15 protein-coding genes are annotated in these 17,855 nt (G+C 45.3%); 3 read left to right on the forward strand and 12 right to left on the reverse strand.

What is annotated here, in order from left to right; translation table 11 throughout:
• The first annotated feature begins 911 nt into the window (after positions 1–911).
• Positions 912–1,628 carry a hypothetical protein gene (locus ABIA61_RS08885; RefSeq protein WP_404580583.1) on the forward strand — a complete coding sequence of 239 codons (717 nt, stop codon included), beginning with the start codon at positions 912–914 and terminating at the stop codon, positions 1,626–1,628.
• Positions 1,629–1,838: 210 nt separating this feature from the next.
• On the opposite strand, the gene ABIA61_RS08890 is transcribed toward ABIA61_RS08885, so the two are convergent.
• Entirely contained in the window at positions 1,839–2,519 is a 681-nt protein-coding gene (locus ABIA61_RS08890) for a hypothetical protein (protein WP_404580584.1), read from the reverse strand.
• A 164-nt stretch (positions 2,520–2,683) separates the two neighbouring features.
• Between ABIA61_RS08890 and ABIA61_RS08895 the strand changes: the two genes are divergently transcribed.
• Positions 2,684–3,112 carry a DUF4395 domain-containing protein gene (locus ABIA61_RS08895; protein ID WP_404580585.1) on the forward strand — a complete coding sequence of 143 codons (429 nt, stop codon included), beginning with the start codon at positions 2,684–2,686 and terminating at the stop codon, positions 3,110–3,112.
• Positions 3,113–3,129: 17 nt separating this feature from the next.
• Here the strand turns inward: ABIA61_RS08895 and ABIA61_RS08900 are convergent, their stop codons facing one another.
• From ABIA61_RS08900 to moaA, 11 genes are all read right to left on the reverse strand, one after another.
• Positions 3,130–3,477, reverse strand: a complete 348-nt coding sequence (locus ABIA61_RS08900) for a Na-translocating system protein MpsC family protein (protein ID WP_044647337.1) — start codon at positions 3,475–3,477, stop codon at positions 3,130–3,132.
• Between the two features lie 800 nt (positions 3,478–4,277).
• Positions 4,278–4,820 carry a GNAT family N-acetyltransferase gene (locus ABIA61_RS08905; protein WP_283652610.1) on the reverse strand — a complete coding sequence of 181 codons (543 nt, stop codon included), beginning with the start codon at positions 4,818–4,820 and terminating at the stop codon, positions 4,278–4,280.
• Between the two features lie 237 nt (positions 4,821–5,057).
• Positions 5,058–6,260 (reverse strand): macrolide family glycosyltransferase, encoded by a 1,203-nt coding sequence (locus tag ABIA61_RS08910; protein ID WP_404580586.1) that lies wholly within the window; start codon positions 6,258–6,260, stop codon positions 5,058–5,060.
• A 298-nt stretch (positions 6,261–6,558) separates the two neighbouring features.
• Complete coding sequence (locus ABIA61_RS08915; protein ID WP_283652612.1) at positions 6,559–8,091, reverse strand: right-handed parallel beta-helix repeat-containing protein; 1,533 nt, start codon at positions 8,089–8,091, stop codon at positions 6,559–6,561.
• Between the two features lie 401 nt (positions 8,092–8,492).
• Positions 8,493–9,158 (reverse strand): molybdate ABC transporter permease subunit, encoded by a 666-nt coding sequence (modB, locus tag ABIA61_RS08920; protein WP_404521473.1) that lies wholly within the window; start codon positions 9,156–9,158, stop codon positions 8,493–8,495.
• A gap of 27 nt (positions 9,159–9,185) precedes the next feature.
• Complete coding sequence (modA, locus tag ABIA61_RS08925) at positions 9,186–9,992, reverse strand: molybdate ABC transporter substrate-binding protein (protein WP_283652614.1); 807 nt, start codon at positions 9,990–9,992, stop codon at positions 9,186–9,188.
• Between the two features lie 76 nt (positions 9,993–10,068).
• Complete coding sequence (locus tag ABIA61_RS08930) at positions 10,069–11,148, reverse strand: thiazole biosynthesis adenylyltransferase ThiF (protein ID WP_283656301.1); 1,080 nt, start codon at positions 11,146–11,148, stop codon at positions 10,069–10,071.
• Between the two features lie 7 nt (positions 11,149–11,155).
• Positions 11,156–11,860 (reverse strand): molybdenum cofactor biosynthesis protein MoaE, encoded by a 705-nt coding sequence (locus tag ABIA61_RS08935; protein WP_404521469.1) that lies wholly within the window; start codon positions 11,858–11,860, stop codon positions 11,156–11,158.
• 56 nt (positions 11,861–11,916) lie between these two features.
• The gene (locus tag ABIA61_RS08940) at positions 11,917–12,165 is read right to left on the reverse strand and encodes a MoaD/ThiS family protein (protein ID WP_404521467.1); all 249 of its coding nucleotides are present in this window, start codon (positions 12,163–12,165) and stop codon (positions 11,917–11,919) included.
• Between the two features lie 30 nt (positions 12,166–12,195).
• Positions 12,196–13,008 carry a formate dehydrogenase accessory sulfurtransferase FdhD gene (gene fdhD / locus ABIA61_RS08945; RefSeq protein ID WP_404521465.1) on the reverse strand — a complete coding sequence of 271 codons (813 nt, stop codon included), beginning with the start codon at positions 13,006–13,008 and terminating at the stop codon, positions 12,196–12,198.
• Positions 13,009–13,048: 40 nt separating this feature from the next.
• Positions 13,049–14,062, reverse strand: coding sequence for a GTP 3',8-cyclase MoaA (gene moaA / locus ABIA61_RS08950; RefSeq protein ID WP_283652617.1), 1,014 nt, complete (start codon positions 14,060–14,062; stop codon positions 13,049–13,051).
• 841 nt (positions 14,063–14,903) lie between these two features.
• Between moaA and fdhF the strand changes: the two genes are divergently transcribed.
• Complete coding sequence (gene fdhF, locus ABIA61_RS08955; protein ID WP_404580587.1) at positions 14,904–17,846, forward strand: formate dehydrogenase subunit alpha; 2,943 nt, start codon at positions 14,904–14,906, stop codon at positions 17,844–17,846.
• The last annotated feature ends 9 nt before the right edge of the window (positions 17,847–17,855 follow it).

Genomic DNA, 17,855 nt, shown 5'->3' on the forward strand with positions numbered 1-17,855 from the left:
CTCACCGGACAGCAAATTTCAATCCACGCTCCTACATAAGGAGCGACTTCAAATTAATCATCCCGCAAAAAGTGGTTCAGCAATTTCAATCCACGCTCCTACATAAGGAGCGACAGCACGCGTTATAAACCATTACCCAGCAAGGATTTGTAAACGCTTTTTCGCGAATCTCTTTTCAACTCACCAATAAATGTTAAAAACTACACCTCAAAATCGCTGAATTCCTTATCTGGCGCGGGGTGCGAATGTCCCGGGGATTTCATGTGCGCCTGGGGTTCGCACCAAATTACAAGTCTAATTATCTTACCATACATCGCCCTCTAAGAAACGACGAACTTGCGGATGCGGGTATAACGCTCAAGCTGAGTTAAAATTCACATTCCAATATAGGGAGCAACGCCCATCTGGACCCAACTTGATTTCATTCAAAATTACTCTCTGGCAACTTAATACTTTTTGTCAAGCTGCTCTTTTAGTTTTTCTAAATGCTTACTGAGCAATTCTATTTTTCTATGGAATAATTTATTTGTTTTTCTTATTTTAAAAAGGTAGATCAACGCACATGAACATATAAAAATATGAATAAAGCAGAACCAGTAGATCATGGTTACAGATATAGTCCAGGTCCCTATTAGAATCCTCTCCTTACTTCGATTTTGTTAGTTGGGTTGTTTCTGTTAAAATCTCCTCCAAACGATGCATTGCTTTGTTTTTTTTAAAAATGTTAATGATAAATATAAGCGCAAAAATGAAGAGCAGTATTTCACTTCCTAAGAGAAAAAGTATAGACATTTCATGAAGAAATAATTCATTAATCATAGAATATACCTCCAATTTTAATTATATTTGACATATATAGACACAATATGTTAATCTTCAATAGCATCATACCATATTATAGGAGGAAGAACATGAAAAAAGTTGTAGCATCTGCAATATTGTCCGCTTCTCTTTTACTTTCAGTAGCGCCCGTTAGTTTTGCAAGTGAGACCCCTTCTGTTACATTTTCAAGTCAGGATTTAGATAAGATATCTGATCATTTAAATGATTTGGGTCTATCTAAAGAAGTACAACAAAGTTTAATAGAAAAGATTAAGGCAGGGGAACTCCCTGACTCTGACAATCCAGAAAAAAAAGGTACTGGTATTACAAATGAAATAGAATCATCGGATGGTTTGAAAATACAAAGAACCACATTTCCTGATGGTTCCGTAATTCAGTCAACAATAGATCTTACAAATGCGAAGATAAAGGAAGGAAATGTTATTACTCCAAATGATGTTTCAGGGGGATATGCCTCAGGAGGATCTGGTTATAGAACATTTACAAATGCAACAGTAAGAGAAGAAACCTCTTACGTTAAAGCAAGATTTTTTGCTGATTACACATTAGTCCAAGGTGGGTATAGCTATATATCAGACGCTTATGATCCTTATATTGATATAATTGCGGGATACTCAAGTGGAGACAGTTTAGTGGTTGATCAACCTAAACAGACTGCTTCAAGACCCGCTCGTGCAACCCTGACATTTACTTGGGTTAAAATAAATGGTTACTTTAGCTCTACATACAAATTGTTTTTATATGTTAACAACAGTTCAGCAAGCTCACAATTACAAACATATTAATATAATAATTTGTTGTATTTTTCATAATTACAATCCGTCTACAGATTTGACTTCTGGATTGAGTAATGGGATGCAATTGTAAATATTAGCTGTGGACACATAATTGGGACTCATACTTATCAATAAACTGTATGATGTAATGAAGCTTGCAGTCAATGACTGCAAGCTTTTTTTCGACTATGGGGTTGGTGAAACCCATGCCTTGTTCTGTTATAAATTCTTTTTCAATTCCTGATCCTGTTGCTGCTCACTCAAATGCTGTAGTTCCTTGCTGTCATACAGTAGACTCAGGGCGGGTTCGAAATTATCACCGTGTAAATCAAGCAAAATTTCTGTGTCTTCCGTCTCCCATGCTGCCTGATAATGCAATTCACCTGTCGCTACAGCCATTCCCCATTGAGTTGGCGTATCTTTGTATAAATCTCCCTTCCAAAGGGTATCATCACTGCTAGGCTTGCCGTATTTCTCCGTTAGGCTCTTTTTTAAGTCATTATAATTTTCAATATAATCATTCTTATTCGTATGTTTCTCTGTAACTAAATAACCTGCACGAACCAATTGATCATCCACAAAAAAGTACATGAGTCCGCTTTCCAGTCCCAATATCTTGGAATAATAGGCAATCGACTCTTGATCTTCTTCCTCAACCTTCATATCTTCAGATGCTTTTACTTGCTCTTTACTCATCCCCCAGCCTACGTTGCGAAATGAAATTTTACCTTGATATCCCTTATTTTCAGTCGCTACCGTCTCATGTACAGTTGAACTGGCAGAGCCTCCTGATGCATTTGAACTTGTAGCACTCTCTGTACTTGTGATACCGCTCTTGGAAGTAGTACAGCCCGATAGAACGACTCCTGCTACGCATAAACATAAAAATACCTTTTTCATAAACTGACCCCTTTACCGAATATATACCAAAACTCTACCATGTCTTTAGTAATGGGTCTATAGTAATGATCATACAAACCATTTTTCAGCTATCTATTCCCCAAGCATTACGTTATAATAATCTCAGTTATTTATTTTATTCCGATATGAAAAGGATGATATATATGAGTCAAGTTCCTGCCTCGATTCCCCGTCCGTTGGTCAGGACTAATCAATGGGTGATTGTGCTGTCTGTGGTCTTTACCTGGATTACAGGGGCGTATGGGGTGTTAGCTATTCCGCTGGTTGCGGGGTTGCTCGGTGTGCTTTTCAACTTCAATCCGGTGATGCGGGTAGCCAAGCTGTTTTTAAAGAAAAGCCCTTCCTCATATGTGCAGGAAGACCGGGGACAGCAAAGATTTAATCAACTCCTTGCCGTCTTTTTTCTGCTGGTGGCTCTGGCAGGATTTACGTTCCAATGGAGTATTGTCGCTTATGTGTTCTCGGCGATGGTGCTGGTTGCGGCATTGGTGGCTATTCTGGGCTTTTGTGTCGGATGTTTTATTCTCTATCAATGGTCCCAATATCAATATCGGAGAAGAAACCACGTATAGATTGTCTCCCCTTCATCCTATTTTGCAACAATCGTATCCTCAAATACAAAAACAGAGATGGCTATATCTTCCTCCACCTTAATATCCGAAAAGAGGTGCAGCAGTCGGGAATCCATGTAATCCTCCAGTTCTTTGTTGAACTGTACGGGATAGATTTTTTGAACCATTTTGGTTCGGGCTGCATGCACCATCTCTTTCCCGGCAACCTCTTGTGCCAGAAACTTTTCAGAAGGGGTTAAATTACCGTACAGCATCGTGATGGCCATGTTATCTACAAAGGTTGTATGTATGCGTTCCGGGCCTTTTCCAAATAGCTCTTTACGTACTTTTCGAATAATTTCGTTAAAACCCGTTTCCTTTCTCATATCGCACCGCTCTCCTAAATCTACTAAAATCCTTGTTACTATTTCCATCATAACCGATTCCTCTCATATAAAACAGAGATTGAAGAAAAGTGATTTTTGGAACATACTTTGTTACCTATTTTTCGTATTGATAAAAAAGTTACCTGAAGCCGATGAAACCTAATATTCATCTAGCATCCTCATCGTATCGAAAACAACTCCTTTTTATACACTCTAACGATATCGTGTGAAGCTCGTCAAATCTTGAATTATAGCTTAACCACAAGCTTCTACGTTGTTTCACCTCATCTGATAATTGGATTGTAATTTTTTGTTCGCTATCTTCAATACGTTCAATTTGGTTGTCTACTGCAAATACATTTTCGGCAAAGCATTTGGAATTTCCACAAATAATAAATATATCTCTCTCATGTAACCCCTGGACTGTTTAATTTGTTACTCTTTTTATTTTTGCTCTAACAGGGACCATTAATGAATGAGAACTTAAGACTCAAATCCCTCCAAAAGGCGAATTTCCCATCACAGAATATGGGAAGAAAATGAACCCTCATCTTGTAAGCGATGGGTGATTGGGGCATAGCTCATGTGCAGCATTTATACAAGCTTTATGGGGAAGATCCATTTATGGAATCATTCAAAGTTAAAGAAGAGTTTGTCGAGACAAAATAATCCCCAAATAAAATAAAACCTCACAATATGAGCATTTAATCAATATTGCTCCTAATGAGAGGTTTTAAACAATCAACTAGCGTATCCCGTTTGTTGAGCCATAAATCATCGTTTATTATCACTTTGGGAAACTAGATATCCTCTGACGGATTTATAATCGCCAGAACCTGATGATCCTCCCACTCTCCGTTGATCTTTACGTTGCTTCGAGAGATGCCTTCTTTGTGAAAGCCAGCCTTCTCAAGCACACGGATTGATCCTGGATTCCGAGGAGAGGCTTCCCCGACGATCCGATGAAACTTTAGCTCATCGAAAGCGTAGCGAACCACCTGCTTCACCGCCTCCGTCGTATAGCCCTTGCCGTTATAAGCTTGGTCTAGGCTGTATCCGATCATACAGCTCTGAAGCGGTCCCCTCACCACAAAAGATAGATCTATGCTACCTATAATCCGGTCGTCCTCCTTGTGGCATACCACGAAGGAATATCTCCGATCCTCCATCATGTCGGCCTTGCTCTTAATAATCTTCTGAAGTTGGTGCTCCTCTGTATAGTGCTCCTCTAGGTTGTTTGGCGAAAACTTATCAAAGAACTCCCGATTGCGCTTGTACATTGCTGTCAATTCTGCGACGTCCGCCTCTTCAGAGAACCGGACGTATACTTGCTGCTCCGACATCTGCACCATCCTTCCAAACTATGATATTGAGAGAATTATATCACAGGATGAAGATTCGGAAATTGGTTTGATGAGCGGTGTATATCAGCATCATTTTTTATTATAAAATTTTATATTTGAATCAATTTCATAAATGATAAGCCAACGAAATGTACACTACATATAGACAAACTAAACCATTTTGATCTATATGTACTCTTTATTAAAGCTACTGAGGGTATTATGAAATGGATTCATTTAGATATGATATTGACTTTTAAATTCGAAAATCTCATCAACAGCTTGATGATACCCACCTGATTTTTGAAAGGATTCCCTAATATTTGCGACAGAGTACTTGAAAGATGAGAGACTTAACACATGATCTACGGCTTCACGTAGTTGATTTGCAGTCAAGCTTTGCATTTGTAATTTAATGCCTGCTCCGATATTGGCGACTTGCCCCGCAATGATCGGCTGATCCGCGCTTTGTGGGATAACAATTAGCGGAACTCCGTAATAGAGACCTTCATTGGTACTGTTCATTCCACCATGTGTAATAAATAATTTAGTGTATTGTAGTACATCAGTTTGTGGAACATAATTTTTTACGATGAAGTTTTTAGGAATTTCCCCTAAATCAGAAATTTGGGTTTTATTCCCAATAGACATGACAATAGTATGATCCGTGTTCCCCAATGCCTCAAAACAAAGCTTATAGAAATCAATTGCTTGGTTAAAGACTGTACCCAGTGAAATGTAAATGGGGTTGTTCCCCTTGATTGCAGTAAAGTCGAAGTATTCTTGAGTTAATCGTGAAGAGATGGATGGACCTACAAATTTATAAGTTTGGTCGAATGCTTCTCCATAAGGTTGAAACTCCCTGGTTGTATAAACGATTGTAAGTGGTGCAGGATTACAAAACACTTCGTAAGGAGAATGGATCTCCACATCATATTTTTCCTTCACCATTACCGTTAGGCTTTGAAATTTATCATTTATAGGTTTAACTATTTCTGTAGGGACTTGTATAGAAAATTGATCCAACATTTTATCGAATGATACTTTTGTCTGCGCAAAAGAAGTACAGGAGTTGATTGCAGGAAGCTTAAGAATTTGAGCAAGTAAACGTCCACAACCAAACATGGAATCATGGATGATGTAATCAAAATGCTCTCCTTTGATCTGTTCAAGAACACTTGGTATGACTATATCTGCCGTAAGTAAAAGACCGTTGATTCTTTCGAGTAAATAATCTCTTCCACCTGAGATAAAGGCTTTTATAAATTTTTGATCGTCAAATGTTCGTACTGAAGCTCCTGTCTTCTCAATACGCTCCCGAGAAGCTTCTATAGAAAAGTACACTACCTCTTCTCCACGCGAAATAAGCTCTTGCACAACTCCAATAGTTGGATTGATATGTCCCTCTGATCCACCATTAATAAATAAAACACGGGCCATTTCTACCACTCCTTAGGTATACTGTTCTCTAAATTGTGTAAGAGTAAGGGGCACTGTCCCTACGATTGCTCGAATCAATTAATGGAATCAAGTTTATCATAGTACAATACTTGAAAATCTAGAGGAAAAGGCGAATCTGAGAACACTTCTGTTCCAGCAAAAGTCTGACTACTCACTTAAGAATATCACGACACATGATCCGGTATTTTTTGATTCTATGCAAGGAACATTGTAAAAACGTACAAACAGTGCGCACCGCATAGTTTCGGTACGCAATGTTTGTCATTAAATATAAGGCTTATTCGTAGGCGCCGATGTTCACAGCGGCTCCCTGTACTCTTGGTTTTCCGTCAATATCCAGCGTTCCGATGATGGCACGGTCCGTGTCCCCGGCATCGATTGCCGGAGACGAAGACTGAAGATGGAAATCGCCTCCTGCAGCATTCACAAATTTGGGGTCGATGAACAAGGAATGTGCATCGTTGCCGGTTCCCTTTTTATAAGCGGAGAAACCCGTGTATTCTTTATTTTTCCACGTCCAGTTGGCTTCCGAGCTGCCGCCCGGAGCGAAATATAAATTATAATCCACAACATTGCCGGAATTGTTGGTGTATTCATTGTAGATCAGCACATCCGTGGAGCTGGCCACGAAAATATTGTTCTTGATCACGTTGTTTTGCGTATCGTACTGAACGAATAGCTGGCCGCTTCCGCCGCCAAGCGTATCGTTCTTGTACAGCGTGTTGTTCACGATCTTGCAGTTAACCGTCGAGCCGCGCTCATCATCGTAACCGCCCATGGCGATGCCGGTCAGCCGGTTGTTATATATCACGTTGCTGCGGACCGTAATATTGCTGGTGGCTTTGCCGGCATGCTCGGAGGCAATTTCGATGCCGATGTCGTTGTTGTAGCTGTAGTTCTGCTCGATAATGCTGTCCTTGCCGCCATCCACATAAATGCCGCCGGCCGAGTTGTCGTCTTTCTTGTAAGATAGGTTATTATTGGAAGAATTATTGTACACCCGGTTGCCCTTCACCAACCCGTTTCGCGCCTGATCGTAAGCGGTATTCGGCGCGGTTCCCTCAAAGCCAATCAGATCGATCCCGATGTTGTCATTATTGTGAATGAGGTTGTCGGTCACCGCAAAACCATCCACGTTGCCGTTTAAAACGAGCGATTCACTCGAACCCAGCACAAGATTGTAAAGCTCATTGCCGCTGATCGTAAGGTCGTGAATCGAAGCCGGAGCTTTCGTGCCATAAACAGCGATGCCGTGGGCGTCCCGGCCCAGCCGATCTTTGCCGGTCGGGGTGACCGTGTTTTTGATGTCATGGATTTTGTTGTTGGACAGATTAATGAAGCCGCCCGAACCGTGGACATAAATACCTACAGGCACCGCGTTCTTGGAAGCAGTGGTAAAATTGCGGATTTCAAACCCCTGAACGGTAACGTAATCGACATCGGCCAGTTCGATCAGCCCTTGGATCCCGTTGACCGAAAGTCCGGTGCCGTCAATGGTGGCGGTCTCGGTCCCATAGTTGGTGAACACAATGGGACCCTGCGAAGCGGAGCCGGAGCGGGTAATCTTCAGCTTCTGATTGTACATGCCGCCCCGGACGTAAACCTTGCTGCCCGCAGGAGCCACGTCGGCCGCGTGCTGCAGCGTCTTCCACGGCGCGTCGCTCGTTCCGGCGTTGGAGTCGCTGCCGCTCGTGGCCACATAATATTCTGTACCGGCCGCGGAGACGGAGGGAGGCTGCACATTTCCGACCGCTAGACCAAGCCCCAAAACTATGGCTAATGCCAGAAAAATTTCCCCGAGTTTCTTCATAATTCTTCATCTCCCTTTGTTTATTATTGTAAATTATACCACAAATCCACTAAGCCTGTCCCGCTTGCAAACGGAGGACGGCCTCCACAGTCGGCAGACTCCCGGTGCCTCCGATGCCAAGGCGTCGACAGCGCCCCGCAGGCATTGGCGAATCGCAGCATTTCCTCGCTGCGCCGGCCTGCCTGCGATTTTCCCCTGGCCGCCGGTGATCTGATGCTCCATGCCGACCGATACCACCCTATGCTGACGGGTACCCTGGGACGGCGGTGTTGCCAAATCCTCGGCCTCACAATCATGACGGAACCCACTGGACACAAAGACTTTATTTTCTCAAGACAAATAAAACACAGCCTACCTTAATCGGCAGACTGCGTATGTCATGTTCCATACTCCATAGCGGGCTAATCCTTCACCAATCGGTTTGAAAGCATCAACATGATAAAAGAGAACAGAATGATGACGGCTACCCAGCTCCAGGAGAGTGTCATATTCCCGGCCTCGGATGCGGTGTAAATCGCCGTAGACAGGGTTTGGGTCTGTTCGGGAATATTACCCGCAAGCATCAGCGTAGCGCCAAATTCTCCTAATCCCCGGGCAAATCCGAGAATGTATCCCGAGATGAGTGGGCGGTAGGCGAGAGGCATCGTAATGTAGCGAAATACTTGCCATTCGTTGGCGCCTTGTGCACGTGCAGCATGCTCTACCTCGGGATCGACGGCTTCAAAGCCTGCCTTGATCGTCCGATAAGCCAGTGGAAAAGCCACAATTACAGCAGCCACCACCGCAGCTCCCCACGTAAATACAATCGTCTGCTGGAACAGGCTTTCGAAGGCTGTTCCGATCCAGCTTTTCCTCCCCAGCAAGATAAGCAGAATAAAGCCAACGACTGTGGGAGGCAAAACAAGCGGAAGAAGTAAGACCGTCTCGATCATGCTGATTCCCCTCCGCAGCTTGCAGTTCGCCATCATCCGAGCCACCACGGTAGCTAACAGAAATACAAAGATGCTGGCGACGACTGCGACTTTGACGGATACGATAACCGGAGGAAGAAAAGCTGACCAATCCAACGGGACCCCCTCCTTTATATATAGATGCTATTTCCCTGTCTTTTCTGTAGGAGCTGAAAATCCGTCCTTACTGAATACGCTCATCGCTTCATCCGTACGCAGAAAATCGAGAAACTCACCAGCTTCCTTGCTGTGTTTCGTTGCTTTTACAATACCTTCCGGATAGAGAATCGGAGCATGCAATTCCTCAGGTACTTCCAGCGCAACGACTGCTTTATCGGATGATTTGGCATCCGTCAGGTAGACAAGTCCCGCATCGGCGTTGCCTGTTTCCACATAGTTTAATACCTGTCTTACGTCCTTGGCGAATACCAGCTTAGGCTCCAGCTTGTCCCATAGTCCGGCCTTCGTCAGCGCTTCTTTGGAATACTGTCCAGCAGGAACGGTAGTTGGCTCCCCAACAGCTACTTTCAAGAAGGATGGGCTTGTCAGATCATGGAGTGTAATGCTTTTGGCCTTATCCTGCGGAACGACTACAACCAGTTTATTTTGGAGCAGTACGCTATCCTTTTCCACCAATGAAGCATCGGTCAATGCCTTCATTTGCTTCATACCTGCCGAAATAAATACGTCAGCGGGTGCGCCTTGCTCAATTTGTTTTTGCAATGTGCCGGATGAAGCATAGTTAAAGGTAAGTTTGATATCCGTATGCTGCTTTTCATACTGGTCCTTGAGTGTATTCAGACTATCTTGAAGGCTCGCTGCGGCAGATACGATGATCTCTGTTTTTGGCGCAGACTGTGTCGGCTGTACAGCAGCCGAAGACGAGCAACCAACCAGCACCCATGCCAACAATCCAACCAACGTGAATATGTACCCGAATTTCATTTTCAACTTACTCTTCCCCTGTCCTATAAATTCCGAAATGGGTATAACGATGTACACCTCATAACGGTTCAACTCTATTGGGTCAGCCCAAATATTTGTGAACAATAGATCTCGCCTCGGCGATATCCTTGGTGCCATGGATCAGAACGCGTCCATCCTGAAATAGAACCAGCCGATGCGCTCCAATCACTACGGATACCAGATATGGATTATGCTCAACCTTGCCTCCCTGACGTGACAATAGACGCGCCGCTTCATTCAGATCGCGCACAGCACCGGAGGCCGGGCGGATTTGAACCGTATCACGTCCGCACAAAACAGCCGACTTGGATTGATGCTCCGATTGTAAAAAAGGATACACCGGATGCTCGCCACACGTTGGGCAGTCGGCTTTCTTCATCGCGCTGATCTGGATCGCCTGATGCTGATTGTTCCACAGATCAAAGGAAATCAGCTTGCCTTGCAGCGCTGAGTCGTCCCCGGTGAGCAGCTTCAGTGCTTCGGCGCTTTGGTAGGCTGCCACCATCTGCACAGCTGGGCTAATCACACCCGCCGTGTCGCAGGTTGCGCCGCCAAGAGGTACGGTTCCGAGCAGGCAATGCAGGCACGGTGTCTGTCCCGGCACGATGGTAAAGGTCGTCCCGTAGCTACCCACACAAGCCCCGTAAATCCAAGGAATTTGGTGCTTGACCGCGTAATCGTTAATGAGCAGACGTGTATCAAAGTTGTCAGTAGCATCTACGATGAGGTCCACACCTGCTGCAATATCGTCGATTTCTTCCAGCGATACGTCCCGAATTAGTGCACGAATGTCCACGTCTGAATTGACTTGCTGCAATCGCTTCTGCGCTGCCACCGCCTTCGGCATATGATCACGAGCGTCCGCTTCATCATAGAGCTGTTGGCGTTGTAGATTACTCCAATCTACATAATCGCGATCCACCAGCGTCAGTCGTCCGATGCCCGCTCGCACCAGCATGTCCGCATTGGCGGTACCCAGTGCTCCAGCCCCAATGATAAGCACGTGCTTGCTGCGAATATTTTGCTGTCCTGCTGGCCCAATTTTCGTAAACAGCTCTTGTCTCGAATATCGGGCATGAGACGCCTGCGTCTGCGCTTCTGCATCGGCGTCCATGTTCTGATCCTTCTTCATTTCAGACATCGTTGATTTACGCCCCATTAGGGTTCCAACCTCCTAGCTGATGCCCCTTCCATTCCGAGCCGTCCTCCCACACTTCCTTTTTCCAGATCGGCACGATTTGCTTCAAGCGTTCAATCGCATGGCGGCTGGCTTCGTAGCAAGTATCGCGGTGTGCAGCAGAAACAGCAATCACAACGCTCGTCTCTCCAATCCTCACCGTACCAAGCCGATGTGTAATCGCCGTACGTGTAGACGGCCAACGCTCTGCAATCTCGTCACCAATCTGCTTCATCTTGTTCATCGCCATCGGGACATACGCCTCATATTCCAGCAACACAGTACGCTGACCTTGGGTATATTCCCGAGTCGTTCCATTAAAGGTCAGGGAAGCCCCATGGGATGGGTCCTGCACCTTCAAGGTCACCTCATCGGCATCAATCGGATCGTACGTGATCGCAAATAAGCCGCATGCTGAAACGACCGTTTCCATCCCTGGTGCCGACTGAAGAAGCGTGATTGTATCTGAAGGACGGATGAGTTCCTCTGGAGAAGCCAGTTTTTTATTATTCGTAAAAAAAGAACCTTGAAGCTGTGAAGCCGCTTCCGAATATTGTTCATTCAGCTTTTTTCGAATATCTGCAATGGTCACCGTTTCCTGCGGAAACTCCAGCGTGATCCCGGATTGACCAAGCTGCTCTGCCATACCCGCGAATAGTTGAATACGGTATTGCATAACCATTTGACCCCCTTTGCACCTATCCTATCGAACTCGCTTAGCCTGTATCGAATTTACCCTCCTGAAACCGGGGGGATGATCGCAATTTCGTCATATATACTCACCAGATCCTCCGGTGCGGCATAGGCCTGGTTTCTGGCAACAAAAGAACCCCGCAACTGCGCAGCTACTTCAGGGAAGCGCTCGGATAGCAGGTCTTTTAACGCGGCAATAGTCATCGTTTCCTGATCGGTGGGTACTGTGATGATGGGCCCTCCCATCTGTTCCGCAAGGCCTGCAAATACTTGAATATGATATTTCACTTAACATGTTCACCCCCAAAAATGTTCACATTATATTTTAGATTCAACCAGTTCCTCAATCCGCTGGGGATGCGTATACACATTCAGAGAATGACTTCGTATAAAGCCTACCGTAGTAATGCCCAAATCCTCAGCCAATTCAAGCGCAAGCTCTGTCGGAGCCGACTTGGACAGCACCACTTCACAGCCAATCTTGGCGACCTTCAACAAAATTTCAGACGAAATCCGCCCACTGAATACAATGATTTTATCTTGTAATACAATATCATGCTTGAGGCAATATCCATAGATTTTATCCAGCGCATTGTGTCGGCCGATATCCATTCTCGACAGAATGATTCCGTCCTTGTCACACAGTGCGGCATTATGAACGCCCCCAGTCTCCTGAAACGTGTGCGCCGAGTTTTGCATCAAATTCATCAGGCGGAAGCAGTCGTCAAAAGACAGCATGACATGAGTGTCGTTCATTCTTTTTGCCACTTTGGCATCATTCATAAAGTAGAAGCCCTGTCTGCTTTTCCCACAGCAGGAGGTAATGTACCGTTTGGAATGAAAGTTTTGATAGAACTCATTCATCCGCCGGGTTTTGATATGAACAAAGCCTTCTTTTTCCTGAACCCAAATATCTTCGATATCATCATACTGTTGAATGACACCTTCCGAGGCCAAAAAGCCTACTGCCATATCCTCCACATACTCCGGTGTACAAACCATGGTGGCAAATTCCTGCTGATTGATTTTGATCGTCACCGGATGCTCCGTCACCACAGTGTCCTCATCACGCTTGATCTGACCGTCACGATAACGGAGAATCTGGCGTTTGATCTCAGCTGGCTTTTCCATGTGCTCCACTCCCTTGTTTTGGGCAGGCTGGCGTTTCGGTTCACCCGCCGATGTGTGACATTTCAATTTTGGATGCGAATTGCTGCGTATGATTCAGCCGTTCCTCCGAATAGCGGTCTGTACGTCCTCTCCAAACCCGCTCAATGTAAGCTCTTATCTCATCATCGGACTGTTCAGAACGTAGCATCCCCCGCAGCTCATACCCTTGAGAAGCAAATAAGCAAGTATACAAGGAGCCTTCAGCGGAAATTCTCGCCCGTGTACATGTGGAGCAAAAGGCATCCGTAACCGACGAAATAATACCAATTTCTCCTTCGCCGTCCTGATACCTGTAACGCGTCGCTACCTCGCCTTTGTAATGGGGCGGGACAGGCTCCAGCGGCATTTGCTTATGAATGGTTTCGATGATCTGCTGCTTGGAGACGACCTGGTCCAATTTCCAGCCATTGGTGTTACCTACATCCATAAACTCAACAAACCGCAAAATATGCTTTTTCTTTTGAAAATAGTCGGCCATGGGCACAATATCCTGATCGTTGAAGCCCTTTTGCACGACCATATTTATTTTTACCTGCATCCCCGCTTGTGCTGCCGCATCAATACCATCCAGCACAGCTTGCACGCTGCTTCTTCCTCCGTTCATCCGGCGGAAGCGATCATCATCGAGCGAATCCAGACTGACTGTCACTCTCTTCAATCCTGCCTCTCGAAGCGTTGCTGCATATTTAGGAAGAAATACGCCGTTCGTCGTCATAGCAATATCTTCAACTCCTTCGAGTTGAGTTAACGAATGAATGAGCGAGGACAGGTCCTTTCTCAGCAACGGCTCGCCGCCCGTAATGCGCAGCTTGGTAACTCCCAGAGAGACAAAAATACGGGAAAGCCGGGTAATTTCCTCAAAGGTCAATATTTTTTCTTTTGGCAAAAACGGATAGTCATGGCCAAAAATTTCTTCCGGCATACAATACCGACACCGAAAATTACACCGGTCTATGACGGATATTCTCAAGTCCCGTAACGGACGATTCCATTGATCGTCGCTCCGGTTCGCCATCCCGTTCACCTCAATCCGTCTTCATTAATAATACCTAAACCCTATATTGGAACTGTATAAAATGAACTTGAGAAATTCACATCAAAAACGGAGCAAACGGAATGGTGCTGGACAAGCGATAGCGGTCGCCTGAAAGCTTTCCGGAGGAAAGCTCGCATCGTAAGCATAAACTGTTCCCCAGATTTCCACCATTGTTCGTTCATTCAGGAAATCTGGGGGCAACAGCGATGGGAAGCATCATCCGTTTGTGTAGTGGCACCGTGTGAACTTCAATTCATTTTATACAGAACCAAAAAACCGACATCACAACAAATCCTTCGCCATCGAACACATCGAAGAATCTGCTAAATGCCGGTTAATTTATCTACATCAGGATTCTACGAACCCTCACATCATGTGATATAGAAAAATCAAGCTAACAAGCGCTGCGACAAATAAAGTATACGCGATTCCCCACGCACACTCCATTCACGAATGCTCTGCAATAGATTACATTCTTATTGTTAGCAATCCTCGAACGTTTGTCAATGCTTTTTCGTTTTCTCAAACGATAATCATTATCAATTAAAAAATTTAATAATGTACCGTTGAACTATCTTAAATTTTACGTTATAGTTACACCTGATGACATGCAGAAAATGACATATTCAGGTTATTGATATACAAGCGGTGTGTACCGTCTGTTATTAATACATACGCATATGGCGGATTGGCCTCCAGGACCTAGAGCTTGGTCACTACTCCACCATAAACACAAGTGCTTCATCACGAGCACTTGTGTTTATGGTGGAGTTTTTTTATTTCTAATTTTTAAATTTCAAATCTGAAAGGAGCCTGAACCGTGATTGAGAGTACGATCAAAATTACATTAAACGGACAGGAACTGAAAACCAAAGACAGCGCAACGATTCTTGAAGTCATTAACGAAAATAACATCGCCCATCCCCAACTATGTTATGTTCCTGAGGTCGATCCGATCCGCACCTGTGATACCTGTATCGTGGAAGTCAACGGCAAGCTCGTTCGCTCCTGCTCGACACTCGCTGCAGACGGAATGAATATTCAATTAAACTCGGACCGCGCCAAAGCGGCCCAAACAGAAGCCATGGATCGATTACTGGAAAATCACCTCCTCTACTGCACCGTGTGCGATAACAACAATGGTAATTGTTCCTTGCATAATACGGCAGAGCTTATGGAAATTGAGCATCAAAAATATCCATATCAGCCCAAGGTTGATCCGACGGAAGTCGATATGTCCCATCCGTTTTACCGCTATGACCCGAATCAGTGTATTGCCTGCGGCCAATGCGTAGAGGTATGTCAAAACCTTCAGGTCAATGAAACCCTCTCTCTTGACTGGGAAGCAGAACGCCCTCGCGTCATTTGGGATGATGGTGTTGCAATTAATGATTCCTCCTGCGTCAGCTGCGGTCAGTGTGTAACGGTCTGTCCTTGTAACGCCTTGATGGAGAAATCCATGCTGGGTGAAGCAGGCTTCATGAGCGGCATGGAGAAGGACTTGTTAAATCCGATGGTAGATTTAATTAAGGAAGTGGAGCCGGGCTATAGCGGTATTTTTGCCATTTCCGAAGCCGAAGCAGCCATGCGTGAAACCCGTACGAAAAAAACTAAAACCGTTTGTACCTTTTGCGGCGTAGGTTGCAGCTTTGAGGTTTGGACCAAAGGTCGCAAAATTTTGAAGGTACAGCCTACTTCTGAAGGACCTGTGAACGGCATCTCCACATGCGTTAAAGGGAAATTCGGCTGGGATTTTGTGAACAGTGATCAGCGTTTGACCACCCCTTTAATTCGTCAAGGCGACGAATTTGTGGAAGCAACCTGGGAAGAAGCACTGAGTCTGATGGCCAGCAAAATGGGTGCTATTAAAGAAACGTATGGCGGGGAAGCGCTCGGCTTTATTTCCTCGTCCAAATTTACAAATGAAGAAAACTATTTGATGCAAAAGTTGGCGCGTCAGGTATTCCAAACGAATAACGTCGATAACTGTTCGCGCTATTGCCAATCCCCCGCCTCATGGGGGCTGCAACACACCGGAGGCATTGGCGGCGACAGCGGTACGATTAAAGACATTGCCAGAGCAGGACTGGTTATGCTGGTCGGCTGTGCGCCGGGAGAAGGACATCCGGTGCTGGCTACCCGTATTAAACGTGCGCATAAGCTGCACGGTCAAAAGCTGATCGCGGTCGACCTGCGCAAGCATGAAATGGCGGATCGTGCGGACCTGTTCATTCGTCCGAAGCAAGGTACAGATTATGTATGGTTATCCGCTATAACCAAGTACATCATTGAACAAAACTGGCATGACGCAACATTCATTGAAGAGAACGTAAACTTTTATCCCGAATATTTGAAGTTGCTGGAGAACTTTACATTGGAATTTGCAGAGCAGGAAACGGGCATTTCCAAAGAGACGCTGATTGAGGTAGCGACTATGGTCCATGAAGCCGACGGCACTGCCATTTGCTGGGGCATGGGTGTAACGCAAAACATCGCAGGCTCCTACACCTCTATTGCGATTGCCAACCTGCTGCTGGTGACTGGAAACTTTATGCGTCCAGGTGCAGGCGCGTATCCGCTTCGCGGACATAACAATGTTCAGGGTGCTGCTGACATGGGCACGATGCCGGATATTTTCCCGGGCTATCAGCCTGTCACCAACGATGACATTCGTGCCAAGTTCGAAGCGGCCTACGGGGTACACATTCCAGGCCAACGCGGACTGGACAATATCCAAATGCTGGAGGCCATTGAAACAGGTGAGCTGAAAGCGATGTATATCGCCGGAGAAGAAATGGCGTGGGTGGATGCAGACTCCAACCATACACAGGAAATGCTGGCCAATTTGGATTTCCTCGTCGTTCAGGATGTATTCCTGAGCAAAACAGCAGAATTCGCGGATGTCATTTTGCCAGCCGTACCTTCGCTCGAAAAAGACGGTACCTTTACGAACACCGAACGTCGTGTACAGCGTTTATATGAGGCGCTCAAACCTGTAGGAGACAGCAAACCGGACTGGTGGATTTTTAGCCAATTTGCCAAGCACATGGGATTTGATTGGAATTATAGCCATCCAAGTGAAATTTTTGAGGAAATGGCATCACTCACTCCATTTTTCTCCCAATGTAATTATGACGTATTGGAAGGCTGGAACAGCTTTCACTGGGGATCGCCGGATGGCAGCAACACACCGCTTCTACACACCAACGGCTTTAACTTCCCGGATAAAAAGGCACGTCTTGGTCTTTTCGAATATGTGCAGCCTAAACAATACCCGGCTGAATTCGATCTGACCTTAAACAACGGTCGACTGCTCGAACAATTCCATGAAGGAAATCTGACAACCAAATCGCCGGGTATTCAGCTCAAGCTTCCAAGTGTATTTGTGGAAGTATCGCCGGAATTAGCCGAGGAACGTGGAGTCAAGGACGGATCGCTGGTTCGTCTGGAATCGCCATATGGTGCCGTGAAGCTGCGTGTTCTCATCACCGACCGGATGCATGGAACCGATGTCTACGTACCTATGCACTCCAGCAGCCATGACAGCGCCGTGAACCTGTTAACTGGCGGAGCATTCGATGTAATCACCAACACACCGGCTTATAAACAAAACAAGGTACGAATGCACATTTTGGAGGTAGATGGTCAAAATCCGCTACCACGTATCAACCCGCGCTATAAACAGCGTCATCCGCAAAATGGGGTTGAAGTGGATCGGAAATGGAATCGTCCCGGTTACGTCGATCTGGTGGATCAAAAATAAGGAGGTCGG

This window comes from Paenibacillus sp. RC21 (genome assembly GCF_044907935.1).
GTDB classification, from domain to species: domain Bacteria; phylum Bacillota; class Bacilli; order Paenibacillales; family Paenibacillaceae; genus Paenibacillus; species Paenibacillus terrae_A.